Origin of the sequence: Shewanella fodinae (assembly GCF_014651955.1) — a bacterium.
Taxonomy (GTDB): domain Bacteria; phylum Pseudomonadota; class Gammaproteobacteria; order Enterobacterales; family Shewanellaceae; genus Shewanella; species Shewanella fodinae.
Window position 1 is genome coordinate 98,889 of sequence record NZ_BMXW01000003.1, and the last position, 22,512, is coordinate 121,400.

General features: G+C 50.5%; 20 protein-coding genes. 7 read left to right on the top strand and 13 right to left on the bottom strand.

Translation table 11 applies throughout. The annotated features are described in order from the left end of the window. Positions 1-3 precede the first annotated feature (3 nt). Genes IE064_RS04355 through IE064_RS04365 form a run of 3 tightly spaced genes read right to left on the bottom strand, consistent with a single transcriptional unit; the run spans position 4 to position 2,633 of the window. A complete protein-coding gene (locus IE064_RS04355; RefSeq protein WP_189616755.1) occupies positions 4-1,080 on the bottom strand; it encodes an AbrB family transcriptional regulator in 1,077 nt (358 codons plus the stop codon). 3 nt (positions 1,081-1,083) lie between these two features. After that, the gene (locus IE064_RS04360) at positions 1,084-1,638 is read right to left on the bottom strand and encodes an isochorismatase family protein (protein ID WP_189616757.1); all 555 of its coding nucleotides are present in this window, start codon (positions 1,636-1,638) and stop codon (positions 1,084-1,086) included. Positions 1,639-1,697: 59 nt separating this feature from the next. Beyond that, positions 1,698-2,633, bottom strand: a complete 936-nt coding sequence (locus IE064_RS04365) for a pseudouridine synthase (RefSeq protein WP_189616759.1) — start codon at positions 2,631-2,633, stop codon at positions 1,698-1,700. 400 nt (positions 2,634-3,033) lie between these two features. On the opposite strand from IE064_RS04365, the gene IE064_RS04370 reads away from it, so the two are divergent. Beyond that, positions 3,034-5,433, top strand: coding sequence for a TonB-dependent receptor plug domain-containing protein (locus IE064_RS04370; protein ID WP_189616762.1), 2,400 nt, complete (start codon positions 3,034-3,036; stop codon positions 5,431-5,433). 131 nt (positions 5,434-5,564) lie between these two features. Then, a complete protein-coding gene (locus IE064_RS04375) occupies positions 5,565-6,038 on the top strand; it encodes a NanQ anomerase/TabA/YiaL family protein (RefSeq protein WP_189616896.1) in 474 nt (157 codons plus the stop codon). Between the two features lie 51 nt (positions 6,039-6,089). Here the strand turns inward: IE064_RS04375 and IE064_RS04380 are convergent, their stop codons facing one another. Next, positions 6,090-6,719, bottom strand: a complete 630-nt coding sequence (locus tag IE064_RS04380) for an MliC family protein (protein WP_189616764.1) — start codon at positions 6,717-6,719, stop codon at positions 6,090-6,092. A 292-nt stretch (positions 6,720-7,011) separates the two neighbouring features. Here IE064_RS04380 and IE064_RS04385 point away from each other — a divergent pair, with 292 nt between their 5' ends. Both IE064_RS04385 and IE064_RS04390 read left to right on the top strand, forming a co-directional pair. Next, positions 7,012-9,414 (top strand): TonB-dependent receptor plug domain-containing protein, encoded by a 2,403-nt coding sequence (locus IE064_RS04385; RefSeq protein ID WP_189616766.1) that lies wholly within the window; start codon positions 7,012-7,014, stop codon positions 9,412-9,414. Positions 9,415-9,580: 166 nt separating this feature from the next. Next, positions 9,581-10,363: a substrate-binding periplasmic protein gene (locus IE064_RS04390; RefSeq protein ID WP_189616768.1), complete on the top strand. Its 783-nt coding sequence runs from the start codon at positions 9,581-9,583 to the stop codon at positions 10,361-10,363. A 169-nt stretch (positions 10,364-10,532) separates the two neighbouring features. Here IE064_RS04390 and IE064_RS04395 read toward each other — a convergent pair whose 3' ends face one another. The 8 genes from IE064_RS04395 to IE064_RS04430 all read right to left on the bottom strand — a co-directional run bounded on the left by IE064_RS04395 (position 10,533) and on the right by IE064_RS04430 (position 19,265). Beyond that, positions 10,533-11,660 (bottom strand): NAD(P)-dependent alcohol dehydrogenase, encoded by a 1,128-nt coding sequence (locus IE064_RS04395; RefSeq protein ID WP_189616770.1) that lies wholly within the window; start codon positions 11,658-11,660, stop codon positions 10,533-10,535. Positions 11,661-12,234: 574 nt separating this feature from the next. Continuing rightward, the gene (locus tag IE064_RS04400) at positions 12,235-12,969 is read right to left on the bottom strand and encodes a nucleoside phosphorylase (RefSeq protein WP_189616772.1); all 735 of its coding nucleotides are present in this window, start codon (positions 12,967-12,969) and stop codon (positions 12,235-12,237) included. Continuing rightward, a complete protein-coding gene (gene pnuC / locus IE064_RS04405) occupies positions 12,966-13,706 on the bottom strand; it encodes a nicotinamide riboside transporter PnuC (protein ID WP_189616774.1) in 741 nt (246 codons plus the stop codon). Before pnuC ends, IE064_RS04400 begins: the two co-directional genes overlap by 4 nt. 128 nt (positions 13,707-13,834) lie before the next feature. Beyond that, positions 13,835-16,993, bottom strand: coding sequence for an efflux RND transporter permease subunit (locus IE064_RS04410; protein WP_189616776.1), 3,159 nt, complete (start codon positions 16,991-16,993; stop codon positions 13,835-13,837). 10 nt (positions 16,994-17,003) lie between these two features. Further along, positions 17,004-18,104 (bottom strand): efflux RND transporter periplasmic adaptor subunit, encoded by a 1,101-nt coding sequence (locus tag IE064_RS04415; RefSeq protein WP_189616778.1) that lies wholly within the window; start codon positions 18,102-18,104, stop codon positions 17,004-17,006. A 115-nt stretch (positions 18,105-18,219) separates the two neighbouring features. Next, a complete protein-coding gene (locus tag IE064_RS04420; protein WP_189616780.1) occupies positions 18,220-18,603 on the bottom strand; it encodes a hypothetical protein in 384 nt (127 codons plus the stop codon). 45 nt (positions 18,604-18,648) lie between these two features. Further along, a complete protein-coding gene (locus IE064_RS04425; protein ID WP_189616782.1) occupies positions 18,649-18,819 on the bottom strand; it encodes a DUF3012 domain-containing protein in 171 nt (56 codons plus the stop codon). A gap of 68 nt (positions 18,820-18,887) precedes the next feature. Next, positions 18,888-19,265: a SpoIIAA family protein gene (locus IE064_RS04430; protein WP_189616784.1), complete on the bottom strand. Its 378-nt coding sequence runs from the start codon at positions 19,263-19,265 to the stop codon at positions 18,888-18,890. Positions 19,266-19,392: 127 nt separating this feature from the next. On the opposite strand from IE064_RS04430, the gene arfB reads away from it, so the two are divergent. Both arfB and aroQ read left to right on the top strand, forming a co-directional pair. Beyond that, positions 19,393-19,809, top strand: coding sequence for an alternative ribosome rescue aminoacyl-tRNA hydrolase ArfB (arfB, locus tag IE064_RS04435; RefSeq protein ID WP_189616786.1), 417 nt, complete (start codon positions 19,393-19,395; stop codon positions 19,807-19,809). An 80-nt stretch (positions 19,810-19,889) separates the two neighbouring features. Next, entirely contained in the window at positions 19,890-20,330 is a 441-nt protein-coding gene (gene aroQ / locus IE064_RS04440; protein WP_133038487.1) for a type II 3-dehydroquinate dehydratase, read from the top strand. A 38-nt stretch (positions 20,331-20,368) separates the two neighbouring features. Here aroQ and IE064_RS04445 read toward each other — a convergent pair whose 3' ends face one another. Further along, on the bottom strand, positions 20,369-20,833 hold the full coding sequence (locus IE064_RS04445; protein WP_189616788.1) for a hypothetical protein: 465 nt from the start codon (positions 20,831-20,833) through the stop codon (positions 20,369-20,371). 171 nt (positions 20,834-21,004) lie between these two features. Between IE064_RS04445 and ubiD the strand changes: the two genes are divergently transcribed. After that, positions 21,005-22,486: a 4-hydroxy-3-polyprenylbenzoate decarboxylase gene (ubiD, locus tag IE064_RS04450; protein ID WP_189616790.1), complete on the top strand. Its 1,482-nt coding sequence runs from the start codon at positions 21,005-21,007 to the stop codon at positions 22,484-22,486. Positions 22,487-22,512 lie beyond the last annotated feature (26 nt).

Consider the following 22,512-nt stretch of genomic DNA (forward strand, 5'->3'; position numbering starts at 1 on the left):
CATTTACTGGCGTTGCAGTTGCCATGTCACTAAACGCGCCAGCAGCGGCCCTAGCACCATCACCAGTATCAGTCGCCCGGTTTGCATGGTCATCACCAATGCCATATCCACTTGGCTGGAAGCGCCGATAATGGCGACAGAATCCGCGCCACCGGGACTCATCGCCAAATAAGCCGTAAGCGGATCCATCCCCGTGAATAACACCAACAACGTTGCCAGTGCAGCGCATAACACTATCAGCACTGTGGTCGATATCAACAGTCTTGGCAGCGCTTTCGCCGCGTAGCGCAATATCGGTAAATCAAAGCGCGCACCAATACTCCAGCCAACGACAGCATAAGCCAGTAATAGCAGCGGTTGCGGCAATGTGATAGAGAACCAGCCGGTTTCTCGTATGATTATTGCCAGTAACAACGACATCAACATTGCCCCAGCAGGGATACGGCTGAGCAGGCCGATAACCACGCCCAGGGCCACCAGTAGCAAGGTCGCCGTGAGAGACCAAGCTCCCCAGACAGGTAAATGACTATCAGTTGGTACAGGCATATGCAACGACTCCGCCGGCAACCACCAGCGAGTCACCCCAATGGCTACCACGGCCACCAGCACCACTCGTATATATTGCATCAAGGCGACCAGCCGCACATCAGCGCCAAACTGTTCCGACATCACCGTCATCACGGACGCCGCGCCAGGTGAGGTTCCCCAAACCGCCGTGGCTCCCGGTAAAACATGCCAACGCGCCAACAACCACCCAAGCACACTGCTGAGTAACAACACGCCGACCACGCACCCGACATAGGCCGGCCAATGTTGCTGCATCCTACTATCGATTGCCGTGGGCAGGCTTGCGGCAATCATGCACCCCACCAATCCCTGGGCGGCATTAAACAACCACGGGGTAACGATGGTCGGTTGCTGCAGCACCGCCATCAACACTGCCGCTATCATAGGGCCCAAAAGATAAGCCGCCGGCACATTGACCACATCAAGCCCCAGGGCCAATAACCAGGATAATCCGGCCAGTAACAACCAGCGCCGATACTTATATAACGACGCTGATACAGACCTCAAATGCATGAATTACCCCGCCAATAGTGCCAGCAATTCCGCCGCCGTGCCGGTTTCCCCAAGTCGTGGGAACACGCGCTGAATGCTATTGTTATGAGTCTCTTGATTCAGATCTGTCATTGCATCCGTTACCAAAGCGACGTTGTAGCCCAGTTCAAAAGCCTGCCGCGCAGTGGATTCGACCCCCATGCTGGTAGCAATACCGATAACCACTACCTGGGTTATCCCAAGCGCTTGCAGTTGCTGGTGCAAATCGGTGTTAATGAAAGCCCCCCAATTATGTTTGGTAATCAGCATGTCCGTTGACACCGGTTGCAATTCAGGCACCAGCGTCGCCCAGTTGTCAGGCTGCTGACCTGCGCGAGCTGGCAATTCGGTGCGTCCTGGGGCTCTCCCAGCGACATTGACTAACACTACCGGGCGCTGCTGTTGTCTGAACGCCTGAACAATCTGCGCCGATACCGTCACCACGGCACTGGCATCACCGCAGGTAGGCAAGGCCACAATGCCATATTGCAAATCGATAACGATTAATGCGGTGTTGGGATCAAGTTTGGAAAACGCCATCTGCAACTCCTTAAGCGCAAAAGCCAATAGCAGAAAATGTGTAGACAACCGCTGACGTACTAGCAGCCAGACTCCAATTCTGCCGCAAAACCATCACAGCTGATATATCGCGGCTCCCCCGAAATCGGGTCATGGTAGCGCAACTCACAAGCCACCAGTTTTAATGGTCTGGAAAAATCATCCGCCTGCAGTGGTTGCAACGCTGGATAATAACGATCGTTGAGCAATGGCATTCCCAGCGACTGCATATGCAGCCGCAACTGATGCGTTTTACCGGTTATCGGTTGTAGCTCAAATAGACCGATGTCATCTTTCACCGCCAGCAGGCGGATCTCAGAGTGACTGTTAGGCACACCACTCACTACGCGCATGGTAAACCCAGGCTTACCCCGCTCAATGCGATTTTTCACGGTCCAGCCAATCGGTGCCGACAGCCAGCCTTGTGGCACTTGGCGTTGCAGCGCCGGGGTTAATGGCGCTAACGCCTGATAACATTTATGGATCTTTCTGTCACGAAACAGTCCGTGATAAGCATCGCGGCTGGCAGCACAGACCGACATCAACATCACGCCAGAGGTGTCCCGATCCAACCTGTGGACAGGGACAATACTGTCAATGCCGGTACGGGCACGCAGTCTGGCAACAAGACATTCATTAACGAAGCTACCGCCTGGGGTCACCGGTAAGAAATGGGGTTTAAACACCAGCAGTGAATGCGCATCTTGATGCAGGATCTGCTCCTGCAACGGTATACGTGGTTCGCTGGTTACTTCACGATAGTAGTACACCCGCTGCGCAGCGCGGTACGGAGTCAACTCGGTTATCAGCTCACCGTCCTGCCAGTGAACCTTGCCCTGTTGTAAGCGCTGCCGCCAAATGCTTTCGCTGATAGCCGGGAAACGCGCCAGCAGAAAAGCCAGCACAGTTGGCTTATCGGTTTGCTGGTGCGGTAATACTACCCAGGACGGATGCACCGCTCGGACACTCTGATTCATGAAATTCCTGCTTATCTGCGTCGCTGTGATTGTAACGCAAAGGGCGATGGAGGCCTACAGACACGGCTTCAAGTACGGGCATATTACACATCCCGCTCCATCCAAAACCGTCAACGCCATATGATGCTCCAAGATGAAAATTTACATTTAAAAAAAGCGGAGGGAGTTTACACAAAATTCAATGTAACAAGGATTAAAACAAAGCGATTAGAAGATATTCCAGATAATCAATTAAAATTATAAACAAAACTTATTTTTTTAACATTTAATTTATTGTAACACCAAAATTAAAACATTTTTCCTCTTGATTTTTCATTAAGTAGTTTGTTATTAAGTGTTGTTAATAAGTAACAAAAATAACATAACAAATGTAAACTGACTCAATGGAATAAGGGGTTGTATGCGTCTCTCTGTCATCTCGCTGGCGGTTGCCAGCCAACTCGTTCTGCCGGCAGTCTACGCGGCAGACAGCAGTAATATCGAAAAAATCTCTGTGGTGGGTTCTCGACTAGCAGTCCGCAGTGCAACGGATACAGCGGTACCGGTAGATATCATTTCAGCGGAACAGCTGGAAGCGACCGGGATGACGGAAACGGCCAAAGCTTTACAGTTTGCCGCGCCGAGTTATAGTTTCCCGTCATCCTCGGTGACCGATGGTACCGATGCGGTGCGCCCTGCCAGCCTACGGGGACTATCACCCGATCACACGCTAGTGCTGGTCAATGGTAAACGTTATCACGGTTCAGCGCTGGTGCATCTGAACGGTACGGCGGGTCGAGGCTCTTCGAGTGTCGATTTGAACACCATCCCCATGTCAGCCATTAAACGCATAGAGATCCTGCGGGATGGAGCGTCCGCCCAGTACGGCTCCGATGCTATCGCCGGGGTGATCAACATTGTGCTGAAAGACGCCAGCGAAGGTGCCGAAATTGCCTTACAAGGTGGGCAGACCTATGCGGGGGACGGCGAGCAGTGGTGCGCGGGCCTTAACAAGGGCATAAAATTCAGCGAAAACGGCCATGTGGATATTTCCCTGGAAGCTCACCACAAGAATCCAACCAATCGTGCCGGATTGGATCAACGCCAGCAATATCCAACGCTGGAAGATGGTAGCGCAGATCCGCGCGAAGCCACCTTTGACCGTAAAAACCATCAGATTGGTGACGGCAAGTATGAGAACTTGGCATTGTTTTTTAACGGTGCGCAATATTTCGGCGATGACAAACTGTATTTCTTCGGTGGTATCAGTCACCGGGAGAACGAATCTGGCGCATTTTATCGTCGGGCACTGGACTCGCGTAATATTCTGGAAATCTATCCTGATGGATACCTGCCCCAATTGGCTCCCAAGATTAAGGACTATTCCGCAACTGTCGGTTACGCCTTTAGTCTGGGTGAATGGAAACTGGATGCCGCAGCTGGTTTTGGCCGGAATGACTTTGAATACTATGTTAAAAACAGTCTGAATGCGTCTTATGGTCCAGACAGCCAGACCAGTTTTTACGATGGCACGCTGACCACTGAAGAAACCAATCTGACGCTTGATGCTTCCCGTTACCTGCCATTTTATAATGATTCGGAACTGCTGCTGGCGCTGGGGGTGGCTTATCGTAATAACACCTATCAGATCGAGGCCGGCGAAGAAGCCTCATATGCCAACGGTGGCTATGATAACCGTGCGGCGGGTAGCCAAGGCTTTACCGGATTCACTCCGGCGTCAGAAGTGGATGAAAGTCGTCACAATACCGGACTCTATGCCGAAGTAGAAAACCAGCTGACACGGGATTTTTACTGGGCCGCAGCTGTGCGTTATGAAGACTATTCTGACTTTGGCGGCAATACCACCTGGAAGTTGGCAGGACGCTATGACTTAACCGACAAGTTAGCATTCCGCGCCACCGCGAATACCGGTTTCCGCGCACCCAGTGTGCAGCAACTGTACTTCACTAACATCTCGACACTGTTTGTATCAGATCCCGATACTGGAGAACTAGTCCCAACGGAATCCGGTACGTTTAACAGCCTGTCGCCGGTGGCGCAAGCGCTGGGAATAAGCGAACTGAAACCGGAGAAATCGACCTCGTTCAGTGGTGGTCTGGTTTATACCGGGGATAGCGGCATGACTATCACGCTGGATGCTTACCAGATTGATATTGATGACCGCATCATTCTGTCCAGCTCACTGACACCAAGCGACTCTGCCGCCGTTGCGGAAGCACTTTCGGGGACTAATGCCGAATCGGCCCGCTTCTTTATCAACGGCGTAGACACCCGTACTAAAGGGGTAGATCTGGTGGTTAGCCAGAACTTTGAACTTGGCAGTTACGGTGACCTGGCAGCCAGCATGGTATACGCCTACAACAAGAATGAAATCCGCGATATTCACCTGCCATCACTATTGGGCGGGTTGGAAGATCAACTGTTTGACCATGTCGAACAGGTGCGGATGACAGACTCTTCTCCACAAAATAAAGGCAGTCTCAACCTGACCCATAGTTATGGTGACTTTAAGACCAATCTGCGTTTTAACTTCTTTGGTGACTACAAAGTGGGTTTGTCTACGGGTGAGAACTTAGATTACGGTGCCAAAACCACCACGGACCTCTCTGTGGCTTATACCGCAACTGATCACCTGACACTGACGCTGGGGGCGCAAAACCTGTTTGATGTCTACCCAGATAAAGCCAAAACCGAGCCAACCGATCAGAGCTTTGGTGGCATCTTCAAGTATCCCGTCGGCAACACGCCTTTCGGCATGAATGGTGGTTATTACTATCTGCAGGCGCGTTACACCTTCTAAAGTAAAGCCATCGTGAGCAAAAAACACCAGAGAAACAGGTCGGCCGTTGCTGACCTGTTTTTTTATGCGTCACCATGCACTTTATATTGCGGCAAGGATATACTGAGCGCGCTTTCGCTCAGGAGACCATGATGATTATCGACACCCTTACCAACCGCGCGCTATATAGCGCACTACATCCACGAATTGCCGCCGCGCTGGAATATCTGGCATCAACGGACTTCAGTCAGCTTGAAAAGGGGGCGTACGAGCTTGAAGGCAAGGCGCTGTTTGCCATTATTAGTGACTACACCACAGTCGAGCGAGGTACTGAACCTTTTGAAGTACATCGTAAATATATTGATGTGCAATATATTGTCAGTGGTGAAGAGGAGTTTGGTTATCTGCCACGGCCAAAGCAACAGATCCCGTGCACCAACTATGACAACAACCGCGATTTTGAAGAATACAGTTATCCGCTAAACCAAGCCAGTGCCAGCTATGTGGGTTTACGCAGTGGCATGTTTGCACTGTTCTTCCCCGATGATGCCCATATGCCCTGCTGCCACCTCGATGGTGAGTCCAGCGTCCGCAAAGTGGTTATTAAAGTAAGAATCGAAGATTAACTAAAAAAACAGCGTGTTATACGCTGTTTTTAATTTAAGCTGCAATGGTTATCAATTTATGCCATCCGCTTTTTGGTGACAACGGGTTTCTGCTGCCTGTTTACCCCAACGTAACGTCAGCTCACCGGCATGTTCCCATAACAGATGCTCTGCATCCTGGTATTTAGCACCGCTCGCGCTGGGCACTTGATACATGAGTGCCTCATCATTGCCAACTTTGGCGCGAACCACATTAGGTTCAGTATCGAAGAACTGTGCTACCAACCACGTGGACGGGACATTATCACAGACATAAGTAAACGGCCCTTGTGACGGCACTAATTGATAGCGTGCTTGTAATGTAGCGATCCGCTGTTGATACCGCGTTTGGCCACACATTTCGGCCTGAGATTGTGTCATGCAGGCATCCCGCTCGCGAGCCCATTGCTGTTGGTTACTGTCAAGTAATGGCAAGTCTTGCAGTGCTGTCTTGGCCTGCACTTGCTGGTAAATGTAGGCGAGTTTACGATCCAACTGAGCTAACTCAGCATGACCGCATACCCATTTTTTAACATCGGAACTTTTCGCCGACACCAAATTGCAGTCAAAGGATGTTTGTTCAAGGGTTGCTGCCATCGCTGATGGCACATACAGTCCTAGAGCACCTGCTACCAGTATCATTGCCACTATAACTTTCATCATATGTACTCCTGCAAACCATTCGTTAAGAATGGCCGATAAGCCGCTAGTCATAAATCCTGCAAGCTATGCATCTTAGTCAGTTATCTTTAAGGATAATCACTATTATTTAGAAACGATTATTTATTAAAGATAATTCATGTATACCCACACAATTCATATATCTTTTTAGAATTTAATTTCCATGTTTTTATAATCATATGCTCTGATTTATCACCATTCCGTATACCGCCCCACATTGGTGCAGTGGTAAGCTTGCGCACAAAATATGGGGAGTATTAAGAAGTTACATAATATGAAAGGTTATAACTTAGTCGCATTGGCCATTGCCGGCCAACTAGTAGTGCCTGCGGTAAGCGCCGCAGATGACACCAACAACAGCAGTATCGAAAAAATCTCAGTGGTAGGTTCCCGTATCGCGTTGCGCTCAGCTACCGACAGTGTCGCACCAGTAGATATTATCACCGCCGATCAACTACAAGCCACAGGGCTTACCGAAACCGCTAGAGCACTGCAATTTGCAGCGCCTAGTTATAGTTTCCCATTTTCTGCCGTCACCGATGGTTCTGATGCAGTGAGACCTGCGAATCTGCGCGGTCTATCGCCAGATCACACGCTAGTATTGGTCAATGGCAAGCGTTACCACAGTTCAGCACTAGTGCATCTTTCTGGCACCGTAGGCAAAGGCGCTTCTAACGTGGATCTCAATACCATTCCCATGTCCGCTATTAAGCGGATTGAGATTTTACGCGATGGTGCCTCCGCTCAATATGGATCTGATGCCATCGCCGGTGTGATCAACGTGGTGCTGAAAGACGCCCGTGAAGGTGGCACGCTCACCACCCAGTTAGGCCAGACTTATCAGGGCGATGGTGAACAATGGCGTGTTGGGGCCAATAAGGGGATCAGTTTCAGTCGGGATGGTTTTGTGAATGTATCGCTGGAAGCCCAGCACAAAAACAGTACCAACCGTGCGGGCTTAGACCCTCGCCAGCAATATCCATTACGGCCAGATGGTAGTGAAGATCCACGGGAAGCCACCTTCAACCGTAAAAATCATCAGGTTGGCGATGCCGAATACGACAACGTTTCACTGTTCGCCAATGCCGCCCAGTATTTCGGGGACAGTGGCAAGCTATATGGATATGCCGGTTACAGTCAGCGTGAAACCAAATCTGGGGCTTTCTATCGCAGAGCCTTGGATAGTCGCAATGTGCTGGAAGTCTATCCAGACGGCTTTTTACCGGAGCTTGCCCCTAAAATCAAAGATTACTCGGCGCTGCTGGGTTATGAGTTTGATTGGGGCAAGTGGCATCTGGATAGCTCTGCGGGCTATGGCAAGAACAGCTTTAATTACCGTGTGGAAAACTCCATTAATGCCTCGCTTGGCACAACCAGTCCAACCACCTTTGATGCCGGCACTTTAGCGACTGACGAATATGATCTGACGCTGGACGGTTCGCGGTATTTTGACTTCTTCAATGATTCAGAAATTATGCTGGCGCTTGGTGCCGCCTGGCGACAGAACGGTTACCAGATCCAGGCCGGTGAGGAAGCTTCATATGCTACCGGCGACTACCAAGGTAAACCCGGTGGCAGTCAGGGATTCAGCGGTTTTACCCCGGAGTCAGCGGTCGATGAACAACGCCACAACACCGCTATCTATGCGGAATTAGAAAACCAACTGACTGAAGATTTTTACTGGTCTGCCGCTGCACGGTATGAAGATTATTCTGATTTTGGCGATAAAATCAGCTGGAAACTGGCAACGCGTTATGATTTTACGGAGCACTTTGCCGTGCGCGCCACCGCTAACACCGGTTTTCGCGCTCCCAGTGTGCAACAGCTGTATTTCACCAACATCTCTACATTGTTCAACCCTGATCCAGTAACAGGAGATCTGGTGCCCACCGAATCAGGCACCTTCAACAATCTGTCTTCTGTCACTCAGGCGTTACAGGTAGGGAAACTGCGACCTGAAGAGTCTACTTCATATAGTCTTGGGCTGGTTTACACCGGGGATAATGGCCTGACAGTCACACTGGATAGTTATCAGATTAATATTGATGATCGTATCGTGCTTTCCAGTTCACTAACCCCTGCCGATTCCGATGTAGTGGCACAGGCACTGGCTGGCACAAACGCTGAATCTGCGCGCTTTTTCATCAACGCCGTAGATACTCGTACCCGCGGTGTTGACCTAGTTATCAGCCAACGTTTCGATCTGGGCAGCATGGGGGATTTACAGACTAACCTAGCGTATGCCTACAACAATACTGAAATTCAGGATATCCATCTGCCGACAATTCTCAATGGTTTGCAGGAGCAACTGTTTGATCATATTGAACAAGTACGTATGACAGACTCAACATCGCACCATACCGGCAGCTTGGGGTTCACGCATCATCTGGGAGATTTCACTACCAACCTGCGCTTGAGTTATTTCGGCCCTTATACCATTACCTACAGTACTGAAGATGTAGAGTACCAAGGAAAAACGACTGTCGATCTGTCTGTTGCATACCAAGCCACTGACAACTTTACCGTCACGGTGGGCGCACAGAACCTGTTTGATACATATCCGCAGAAGCGCCCAGCCGACAACAATTTTAACGGTATCTTTGTCTATCCGTTGACCAATACACCTTTTGGCTTCAACGGTGGCTATTACTTTGTTGAAGGCCGCTATACTTTTTGATTTGCCATTGTGTTGCAGTTCACAAGACCGGCCGATGCCGGTCTTTTGTGCTTTTAATGTTCGTCTATAATTATTGATAGTGCAGCAATGTAGCTAAAAGCGCTTACACTCATGATGAAAGGAATCATGCCCACGGATATGTCATCAAAACTGAGGGGATTTACCCATGTATTCCTTGCGAGTCTGTGTAGTAACGATATTGATGTCGTTGGCGCTATTGCCATCGATATCATCAGCGTTGCCGCTGCCACCACTGCGTTTTGCCACCCTTAACTACCCACCGTTTATCTATGAAGAGGATCATCAGGCTAAAGGCGTGATAGCAGACATAGTGCGCGAGGCGTTCAAACGCTTACAACAACCCATTGTGATAGCCTTCTATCCAGTTCCTCGCGGCATGTTATTGGTAAATAACGGTAATGTAGATGGCTATTTTTCTCTGAAAAAAACACCAGCCCGAGAAGAGAAACTGTTGTACACCCAGCAACCGCTGATCCGTCAGACTTTTGTGCTGTTTGTGCGTCACGAATCAACGCTGCAATACAGTGGCATTGTCGAAGACCTAGCCCCCTATCGCATAGGTGTTGTCAGCCAGACTTCTTACGGTCCACTATTTGATAATGCTGTGCGTGAAAAAAAACTGCTCAAATTGGATGAGGCTAGGGACTTCATCAGCAATTTTAAGAAATTACTGGCAGGCCGGGTTGATATGGTGATCAACAGTTATGATGTTGGAATGGCATTAGTGAGTCAGCTACAAAAACAGGACAACGTTAAAGTGCTAGACCCTCCCGTGGAAACCGTTGAGAGTTATTTGGCCTTCACCCGGCAACGGAATTTTCAGCAGTTGGCGGATGATTTTGATAACGTACTACAGCAAATGATTGCCGATGGCACAGTCGAAAATATTAAACGCCGCTATCCGGCAGCGGTATCCATCGGCTATTGAGATAACCTTTCCCTAGCGTAATAAAGTGTCGGACAGTTTCGCTCATCATAACACTGTTTCACTGCTGCGAATTAGCCACTATAAATTGATAAACACTGCCATCAGCTTTGGCAGTAGTATAGAAAATAACAGGGAGAAATGCGGTTCTCCCTGTTATACGAGTAGTGGATTACATTTCACCGATCATAACAATGGGCTTCAGGGTGATGCCTTTTTCACTATCGGCAGCCGCTTGGTTAATCTGCTCGAAGGGATAGAATTTCACCAACTTGTCAAATGGGAAACGCCCCTGCTGATAAAGCTTCACCAGTTGTGGAATAAACTGTTTTGGGGTTGAATCACCCTCCACTATGCCACGGATAGTCTTTCCGCCCAGCAAAAGTTCATTCACATCAAACTTAGCTTCTGTTCCAAGAGCTGGAGCGCCAACGACACCAATAGCCCCTAACGGCCCTAGGCTGTCGATACCCTGACGTAACACCGCCGGAATACCGGTAGATTCCAGTGCATAATTAGCGCCACCAGCGGTGATTTCTCGGATCACTGCAACCGGATCCTGCTCTTTGCTATTAATAACGTGTGTCGCGCCTAACTCTTTGGCAAGTGCTAGACGGGATGGCACCACATCTACCGCAATGATTGTAGTTGCACCGGCAACTCTAGCGGCTAACACCGCTGACAGGCCTACGGCACCTGCGCCAAAAGAAGCAAAACTGCTGCCGGGAATTACCTGCAATGAATTAATCACCGCGCCAGCACCCGTTTGGATACCACACCCCAATGGGCCGAGTAACTCAAGCGGGGCATCGACTGGGACTTTCACTGCATTAGATTCCAGTGATAAGGCATAGGTAGCAAATGATGACTGGGCAAAGAAGTGATCATGCAGTGCTTGTCCGTCGGCGTCTGTAATCGCGGTATCACCATGCTGGTCAGCACCACTGAAATTACGTGGATAAAACTCATCACAATAGGCAGCATGACCAGTACCGCAATGTCCACAATGGCTGCAATAGCCATAGGTTAGCACTACATGATCGCCGACTTGCAGCTCTTTAACCAAGGGACCAATCGCGGTGACAACGCCAGCGCCTTCATGACCAAGCACCGCGGGTAATGGTACGGGGTAATACTGATCACGCACTATCATGTCGGTATGACACATCCCAGTGGCCACTATCTTCACGAGGACTTCATCCTCTTTGGGCGCACGAATACGAGCATTCTCAAGCGCAAAAGGCTTGCCTTTGCCCCGGACAACAGCCGCTTTAATATCATAAAAGCTTTGTGTACTCATAGCCTAGACTCCTTCCATTACGTCAGTGGCCGGTCCCCAAGATGGCTAAGGTCCCGGCTTGCACGGTAGCAAGATAGCATCATGTCGGCGGAACATTTTTCGGTGAGCAAGTATCACGTCCCCACCAACAATCCGTACAAATATCACACTTTCAAATATTTTGTGATTTATGCCAAACATTACTACAGCAAAGACCGCCTTAACATGGCGTTTTTTGACTCAAAAACCTCGAATAAATAGAAAGGTATATCCGCCCAGTTGCGGTGAACAACGGAACCACAAGCATCTCGTTTTAGGACAAAGCGTTGGGCGGCTAGCGGCGTTCCCATCAAGCACAGAGGTAGAACGATTTGAACACATCTTATTGATAATAAAAGGCTAAAAATGAGGTGTTATTGCAAACACCATTATTGGCTCCCAACGCCACTGGGTGTTACCAAGCATCCACCACCCCATGGAATATCTGTTAGCGCCTATATAGAAAGATCAGCCCGCGCCGCCGACACTTGTATATCTGCAGCTAATGGTTGCATTGAGCAGCCTAGAGCAGACAAGATACGGGCCCGAATATGCGTTACACCTGTGAGCTACACAAGGCTGCCAGTGCCGCTCTCGCGGCCAACATCTCGCCATGCATTAATAGCGGTTCCGCTGCTGCATATTGATTTACCCCGTCTGCCGTCGCGTCACCATAAAGCACCACATTGTTGAGTACCGCAGCGACAGCAACGCCGCGTATGCGACCAACCGTCAGCAAGGCGGCAGTTTCCATATCGGCAGCCAACACTCCCAACTGATGCCAACGGCGACAGATGTCCAGCTCTTGATCGGTATAAAAACTGTCATGGGAGCGCACAATCCCCAAATGATGAAGGTGCTGATGTTGCCTGAGATAATCGCTCAAGCCATTAACCAGTACTCGATTTGCCAAGGCGGGATAGGCAGTAGGAGCATAGCTGACCGAACCACCGTCATCACGCACGGCAGCTTCGACCACAATCAGTTCACCTAATGCGATATGAGATTGCAGCGCACCAGCAGAGCCCACGCGGATAAAACGTTTGCCACCACACTTGATCAATTCCTCTAACGCAATAATGGCGGAAGGGGCCCCAATACCCGTGCTGCAAATGGTCAACTGATACCCCTGAAATTCACCACTGACACTGGTGAACTCCCGGTTGCTAGCCAGCGGTTTAACATCGGTTAGCAAACCGGCAATTCTTGCTACCCGAGCTGGATCACCACAGAGAATAACCCGTTCACTCCCCTGCGCAGCAGTCAATTGAATATGCGGTTGTATGCTCATATTGTTGTTCCTTTGGCAAAGCCATGTACGCTGCCATTGCTGCGCGCTGTCGCCATCCATTCACGGGTGCCGTTGGCGGCGATAAACAGCAAAATGGTGTATTCGATTGCCATGGCATAAACACCCTGCGCCGCATAGATACCGATACTGATGATGTTGATCAGCACCCATAAAATCCAGTTTTCCACATATTTACGGGTCATCAGTACTTGTGCTACCACAGATAACACGGTCACCATCGCATCCCACACTGGGAACGGATCTGGCTGCAATTCAGGTAATGGCACGGTGATGCCCAACAGATTAAGTCCAGCAACGCTCCAGCGGGCCAAGCTGAAAAATACCAGATCAATAAAGACGGCCAATGCAGCCACCGCCATGCTCACAGCAACTACCGTCAATATCAGCTTTTGGCGTGCCAGCCAGCGAACCTGCAAAGGCCGCCCCTGTTGCCCGGTCGGATGTGTCCAAGCATACCAGCCATAAACATTGGCACAGAAAAAAAACAGTTGCAGCAGCAACAGGCCGTAAAGTTGGATCTGGAAAAAAATCACCGCGAACAAACTGACATTAATTAACCCGAACAGGTAATTGATGGTTTTTTCCTGGCTGGCCAGCCAGATACACAGCAGTCCAAAGATGGTCCCGACCGCTTCAATCCAAGACATGGCATATCCGGCACCGATGGGGATATTAACCAAGGTATTATTGATGTCGAACCAGCTCGCTATATCCATTTGTTTTCCTTGCCTATCCACATAAATGCCGCCCTGTAGCTAAGCTACCTATTTGACCACGGACAAGGACAATTTACCATGTGCAGCGCCGCCACCATCACAGTGACTGGCTGACGGCGCTATCGAAGTTAACGTCGTTCTCGCCAGCGATAAAGCGCCAGATAGAGTGTTGGCAATACCAACAACGTGAGCATGGTCGAACTCAGCAGGCCCCCCAGCACCACAATGGCTAAAGGTCTTTGAATTTCACTGCCGACACCGACGGAGAACAGAATAGGTATCAGTCCCAAGGCAGATGTCATCGCCGTCATCAAGACCGGACGTAATCGCGCAACGGTTCCTTCAAACACTGCCTGTTGAAGCGATTCACCTAATTCGCGGCGCTGGTTGATAGCATCCACCAGTACCACACCATTGAGTACCGCCACCCCAAACAAGGTGATGAAACCAATAGCGCTTGGCACCGATAAGTAAGTGTTACTCCCCCATAACGCCAGCACGCCACCAATGAGCGCCAACGGCACATTGGCAATGATCAACCCCACCTGCCAGAAGCAACCAAATGAAAAATATAACAATAATGCAATCAACACCACAGATAAGGGCACAACTAACGCCAAACGCTGTTGCGCCCGCAGCTGATTCTCATACTGCCCCCCCACAACAACTGTGTAGCCAGGTGGCAACTGGGCCTTTGGCACCAACGCATAGATATCAGCGACAACCGAGCCCATGTCTCGTCCCGCCACATTGGCTTGCACTACCACCCGCCGCTGCACATCATCTCGGCGAATGTTAGGGGGAGACATCTCCACACGAATATCTGCGACATCCCCCAGTCGCACCAGCGCGCCATTGCTGGCAGCCAACGGCAAATCTGCCAGTGCATCAAGACTGCTGCGATAGGCCGCAGCCAGCCGCAGATTGATATCATAGCGCGCATTACCATCGATGATCTGGCCGGCACTACTACCACCGACACCCGTGCTGACCACATTCATAATCTCGGCTACGCTGATACCATACCGTCCCAACAACTCCCGTTTGGGGCGCACTACCAGTTGCGCCTCGCCACTGACTTGCTCTAACGCCACGTCCACCGCGCCGGGGACTTGCTCAACTAAGGCCGCCAATTGTTGTCCTTTGTTGGCCAACACTGTCAGATCTGGCCCAAACAACTTGATCGCTAATTGTGATTTGACGCCGGACAACAGTTCGTCCACCCGTGTGGCTATCGGTTGTGAGAAAGTCAGCAGCAGTCCTGGAAAGGCATTGAGCCGCTGCTCCATCAGCCGCTGTAATGACTGACGATCGGCCGCTGAACGCCATTCAGCCACAGGTTTAAGACCAATATAGATTTCAATATTGCTGACTGGCTCTGGGTCGCCACCGAGTTCAGGCGCACCAATGCGCGACAATGCATACTCCACCTCTGGAAATTCCAGTAGCATTTTCTCCAGTTGTGGCGCCACCTGTAGCGCTGTCTCTAAACTGGCCGTTGGCGCCAATGTCACCCGCAGGTTAATAGTCCCCTCCTCCAGTTCCGGTACAAACTCGGTGCCCAATCGTGGTAGTAGCGTCAGACATAGCAGTAACATCATCAAAGCGGTTGCCAGCGTGACTTTCGGGCGCTGCATCACTTGTGATAATACCCGGCGATAACTAGGCGTTAGTATTGACAGCAGTGGGCTTGAACGTACCTTGATATGGCGCCGAAATAACAATACCGCCATGGCAGGGACAACCAATAAAGCTACCAACAGTGCCGACAACATCGCCAACATAATGCTGATCGCCATCGGCTGAAATAACTTGCCTTCAACCCCCTGCAAAGCAAACAGCGGTGCAAACACCACGATAATAATGGCAGTGGCAAAAAATACTGGACGACAAACTTCCTTGGCTGCCAGCAAGATACGTAAGGTCATGCCATCGGCCACGTCATCAGGACTTTCCGGCGGAGTCACCATAGGGGATTGCGCTGGCAGCGACAGATGTTTGAAGATGTTTTCGACCATCACCACCGAACCATCAACCAGCATGCCAATGGCTATTGCCAATCCTCCAAGCGACATCAAATTGGCAGACACACCAAAATACGCCATTACCAACAACGCCAGCAAAATTGATACAGGAATGGAAATCAGTACCAGCAAGGTGGCACGCAGATTCACCAAAAACAGCGCCAGAATCACGATGATCAATAAAAATGCTAGTAACAATGCATCGGCAACAGTCGTTACCGCTTTCTTGACCAGCTCAGACTGATCGTAAAACACCTCAAAGCTAACACCGGGTGGCAACGCCTGACGAAGCAGTTGTTCTCTTGCAACCAAATCGTCGATGGTGGCCTTGGTATTAGCCCCCATACGTTTTAGCACCACTCCGGCCACCACTTCGCCAAGGGCCTGAGCAGAGCCATTGGCATCGCGACGGGTCATGGTGACCGCACCTACGCGAATTTCACCACCAAAATCAACGGTTGCCACATCCGCCACGGTAATGGGGGTTCCGTCACTTTCAGTCACCGGAATCGAAGCGATAGCCGCCAAACCAGCGGTTCCAGAGGGTAAAAAGCCATAACCCCGCACCACCAATTGCTCTTCACCGCGCGGCATAAACCAACCACCGGCATTGCGGTTGCCGTCTTCCAACGCTTGCTGTAATTGCGCCAGACTCAAGTGATATGCCAGCAGTTTATTAGGATCGACCCGCACTTGATACTGGCGAACTTCCCCTCCAAAGGACAGCACATCAGTAACGCCGGCGACCGGCATCAACAGCAGTTTTACCAGATAGTCGTTGAGACTGCGCAGCTGCGCCGCATCGACACCACTTTCCGGCGTTGCCCGCAGCACGTACTGATACACCTGCCCGAGTCCCGACGTATTGGGGCCGATTTCCGGTGTTCCCAATCCTTGGGGGATCAAACTCTTGGCGGTCGCCAGTTGTTCAAATACCTGTTGTCTAGCGAAATAAATATCGGTGCCTTCGGCAAATACCACGGTCACCACTGACAGGCCGGTGCGTGACAATGAACGCACCTCAGTCACATCCGGTAGTGAGTACATGCTGGACTCCACCGGGTAACTGATGAGTTTTTCCACCTCTTCAGCAGCTAATCCTTCAGCCTCGGTATTGATGGTAACCTGCACATTGGATACATCCGGGAATGCATCTAGATTCAACGTTGGCACCACGATTCCACCCGCAATTAGCAGGGCAAATAAGGCGAGCAACAGTAACAGACGATTGCGCACCGCCTGTTGAATGAGGTTAAATAACATATGGCCGCCCTCAGTGGTTATGTACGTCAAAACCGGACTTAGCCAGTTCTGATGCCAAGAAGAATGCGCCAGCGGTTACGACTGACGTACCGGGCGCGATCCCCGTTACCAGATTCATCCCGCGCTGCTGTTGTCGCACCTGTACCTCCTGAGCACGAAATCCTGCAGCAGTTGCCACAAATACCTGCCAATCACCGTCTTCACTGCGACTCAGCGCTGCGTCAGGTAATAGCACCCCAGGTTGTTCGGGCTGTGGCAAAAAGACCTCGGCAAACTGCCCGGCATGCCAATACGTTTGGCGGTTATCGAGTTGTGCAATCAAACGTTCAGTCCGGGTACTGCTGGAAAGCTCATGCGCGCGACCGATAATGGTGGCGCTGACCATGGTCGCATCAACTTTAACCAGCAGTTTTTTGGCTTGCGCCAGTTGAGCAGACTGTTGTGGCGTCATTTCCGCTATCACCCACAGCGAGGATTCATCAGTCAGTTGCAACAACACATTCCCAGCACTTTGCAGTTCGCCTAAACGGGTATTGTCCTGCTGCACTCGGCCATTAATGGGGGCCAGCAGTTGATAACTGCCGATGAGCGTTGGATCGGCTTGCAGTGCCGCTATCTGCCCAGCCGTCATCTGCAGCGCTTGCAACACCGCGCGGCATTGTTCCTTTGCCACCAACGCTTGCTGCCGTTCACTATCACTGATTGCCGTAGTACTCATAGCGTTGATGCGCCGCCAGTTACTCGCGGCGTTGATAAAATCAGCCTGGGCTTTTGCCACATCGACGCCTCCTAGGGTCAATAATCGCTGACCGGCGATTACCTGCTGGCCTGGCACCACATGACGTTGCAGCACTATCACATCCAGTTGCGGCGTTAATGTAAACGTGCGCTCACGGTCGACCTGTAACACCGCATTGGCCACAGATTGAGGACTGAAACCACCAGCAGCAGGTATTACTTGGATACCTGCCAGTTGCTGTTGTTCGGCACTTAGTTGTAGTAACGGTTCGGTGTGCAAATTACTGCCGTCATCGGCGTCAGCTGCAGAATGTAAACAGCCGATAACCAATACCAGTATTTGGTACTTGATTGAAATTTTTGAAAGGCTCACGAAATACTCCTGCAACCGCAGCGGCAAGGAGTTCATCTCCCCTATGGTTGCGGTTGTTCTGTCATTAGTCTGGTGAGTCAGCGTCCGGCATGAACGCCAATTCAGTACAAAAGGCTCAGACGGTTACAGCAATCGGAGGGCGATAAGCAGGTTCAGAAGCGATTGGCAAATATCGGGTCATTTCTGCGATGACAGAATGGGAAACCAGCAAAGCATGAGCAAATAAGGGCTGCATCGGCAACGAGATATGCCCTCCATGACAAGGGCAATCGAGACACAGATCTAGCTGTTGCAGCTCCTGATGTGGCAGATGATGTAACGCAGATTTTTCAGCCGCAAGTGGCTCACTATCATGACGTTCACAATCAGCAACGGCGACAATTGGCTGGGTAATCTGTAGATGGGTATGTTGCAGTGTTTCTTCGTAGCTGTTACCGGCATGCAACTGGTGAGTACCTACGTCTGATACCGCAAATTGCAGCATCAGCAGTAATGCCATACACCAGGAAAGCCAACGGCCGGTAACTATCATAGAGGAGAAAACTTACTTGAATACGCAGTGTTTGGCGTAATCTTTGGCTTCATTAGCCGTCCAGTCACCAGAGGGCTTTTCCTTCATCTGTTTGCACCAGGCTTCACTGCCTACTTCTGGCGCACAAGCACTAAGCAGGCTTGCTAACAGCAAAGACAAAGTAACAATGGTTAATTTGGACATAATATTTCCTTGTTCTGAACAGTTATCCTGGCGCTAGCTTACCAGAGCCCGCCATATTTCCACACTACTTATCCACGCGCAACTAATTGCGAACGTTTAAGAATCCATTGAATGGCATCGGTCTTACGCTCCAGCGGATACCAGGCAATCTCACCCGCCACAAACGGCCCCAGCAATCGCACCGCATTGCCCACCCAATCAGGGCCGCCAACCAGTACCAGCGCATCAAATGGGGGTAACTGCACTTCGCCAATACCCGACAGCGACTTAGTCTCCCAGCCTTCCAGCAGCACATCAGCTTCAATATACAAACACACTTGGCCCCAGTTATCGCGAGCACTTTTGATGGCAGGTTGTAGCTTGGTGCGATAGTCCAGCGCCGTTAAACGACCACTGACAAACAAACTGATCACACCCTTGGAGATTTCCGGGATTTGACACAGCATAAGCGCTCCTGCAACAAAGACTCTGGGCATCATAGCAGTCACGGCTGGGGGTTGCGATCGGCATCACCGCACCATTAGTGATAAACTGGCCACAGATCATTCATTACTTTTTGAACTGAACGGGACGATGATTAAAATTTCCAATCGCGTGCAACTCCCTGAGCAAGAATTGGAATGGCAATTTATCCGCGCCAGTGGTGCCGGTGGCCAACACGTCAATAAAGTCTCTACTGCCGCACAACTGATCTTTGATATCCGTGCCTCATCGCTGCCAGAAGTTTACCAGCAAAAACTGTTACAACTGAGTGATCACCGTATCAGTGCCAGTGGCAAAATCATCATCAAGTGCCAGCAAAGCCGCAGTCAAGATGACAATCGCCAGCAGGCGCTAGCACAATTCTGCGAACTGATCCTAAGCGTCACTCATGTGCGCAAAAAGCGAATTGCCACCAAGGCGACCCGTTCCAGCCAGATAAAACGGGTCGATAGCAAAAAGAAACACGGGGCTATAAAATCCATGCGGCAACAGAAGATCTCAAGTTAACTTTGGTCTGATAGTCGACAAATGACGTGGGATTTGCTGAAATCAACCACAGGCATAAATTGCCATTGCAAGGACATCGCATGAGAGATAAAGCCAAAATACTGTTGCTCAACGGCCCGAATCTGAATCTGCTGGGGCGGCGGGAACCCGAAATATACGGGCATCAGACATTAAACGATATTGTGACAGATCTGATGCAACAAGCATCGGATGCCGGGTTTACACTGGAACACCTGCAGTCTAATGCCGAGTTTCAGTTAATCGATGCAATTCATACCACCGATGCGGCGTTTGTGGTGATCAACCCCGGCGGTTTTACCCATACCAGTGTGGCGTTACGTGATGCTCTACTGGGAGTGGACCTGCCTTTTATCGAAATCCATCTGTCCAATATCCACGCCCGCGAGCCTTTCCGCCATCATTCCTACCTGTCCGATAAAGCTCAAGGCGTAATTGTGGGTTTAGGGGCGCAAGGATACGGTTTCGCACTTGCCGCTGCGATTAAACATCTACAACAGTAAAACTGCGGCGATGCCTACCATCGCCGCCGCCAATAAGCTCACTCAGATGCCGTGGCGCTAGTGACTGGCACATACTGCTGAATACTCCAATCAAAGCGATAAAGTTGCCCCTGCCACTGGTATAAAGTGCGTCCATCCTGCTGAATAACTTTGGCGTTAGCGGGTAGCTCGCTGCGGCCTTGAGGACCAACATTCACGACCTGATAACGGGTCGTCACTTGTTCAGGCACCGTGGTTATCACCGCAGGAGAAGCGGAAATTACTGGCTGCGCCACAGGCGCAATATAACGTGGCTGATCCCAGCGATAGCTGTCCCAGACCCAAGGGCTCAACCATAAAGCTGTCAGCCCCAGATTCCAGCCCCAATCATTGTGATGATGGTAATGGTGATAATGTGGGGGGCGAGGTCTGTGCCCTGCCGCAGCCGACGTACTAAAACAGGCCACCAAGACAACACACAGCAGTAAGCCCAAACGGCGCGTACCCAAATGAATTGTTGACATAAACCCCTCCTACAACCTTGATGCTTAAATAATATGCTACTCCAGTCGCGACATTGATGCACTTATCCTTAACCGGAAGATTGGCGCTTTTTAGCGCACCAGTTACCTAGCCAGCAGAAAAATGCTATAGTGCGCGCCATCACATTTTTACCGTGCTGGGTCTAATTCCATATGAGTTTTAAGGATTTACGCAGTTTCCTCGATCATCTTGAACAACAAGGTGAACTGAAACGCATCAGCCATCCGGTTGATCCATATCTTGAAATGACCGAGATCGCGGACCGAGTGCTACGCCGCGGTGGGCCAGCACTGCTATTTGAAAACCCTGTTGGCAAGTCCATGCCCGTATTACTGAACCTGTTTGGCACACCAAGACGGGTGGCAATGGCATTGGGAAAAGAAGATCCGCTAGCATTGCGGGAAGTGGGAGAACTCTTAGGCTTTTTAAAAGAGCCGGAACCCCCGCGTGGCTTTCGTGATGCACTGGAAAAGTTACCGCTATTCAAACAAGCACTGAATATGCCAGCCAAATCAGTGCGCAAAGCACCCTGTCAGGAAGTTGTACTCAGTGGTGATCAGGTCGATCTGACGCAACTGCCAATACAGCATTGTTGGCCCGGAGATGCGGCGCCATTAGTGACTTGGGGATTAACCATTACCCAAGGCCCACGGCAAAAGCGACAGAATATCGGTATCTACCGCCAGCAATTGCTCGGTAAAAATAAGCTGATCATGCGTTGGTTGTCACACCGCGGTGGTGCGCTGGATTTTAAAGATTTCACCGAAAAATTCCCCGGAGAAAAATACCCGGTGGTGGTGGCGTTAGGTGCCGATCCGGTCACTATTCTGGGGGCTGTTACCCCAGTACCAGACACCATGAGCGAATACGCTTTTGCGGGCTTGCTACGGGGTGAGCGCACCGAAGTGACCAAAGCGCTGAGTTGCGATCTGGAAGTGCCTGCCACCAGCGAAATCATACTGGAAGGCTATATTGATCCGCAGGAAACTGCGGTTGAAGGGCCTTATGGCGATCACACCGGTTATTACAACGAGACCGACACGTTTCCGGTATTTACCGTCACCCATATTACTCATCGTCGAGACCCGATTTATCACAGCACCTATACTGGCCGACCACCCGATGAACCAGCAATGCTGGGGTTGGCATTAAACGAGGTGTTTGTGCCTATTCTGCGCAAACAGTACCCGGAAATTGTCGATTTTTATCTGCCCCCAGAAGGCTGTTCCTATCGCATGGCGGTGATTTCCATGCGCAAGCAATATCCAGGGCATGCCAAACGGGTGATGATGGGCGCTTGGTCGTTCCTGCGCCAGTTTATGTATACCAAATTTATTGTGGTGGTAGACGACGATATTAACTGCCGCGACTGGAAAGATGTGATCTGGGCCATCACTACCCGCATGGACCCTATCCGCGATACCGTATTGGTCGACAACACCCCGATTGATTACTTGGATTTTGCGTCGCCAGTTTCCGGCCTCGGTTCCAAAATGGGTCTGGATGCCACCAATAAATGGCCCGGCGAAACCCAACGTGAATGGGGCACGCCTATCCAAATGGATGCGGCAGTAAAACAGAAAATTGACCGTATTTGGGAGCAGTTGGGCATTGATGACTCACCCACGCTGTAACTGTGACAAACCGGCATCGTCCGGCA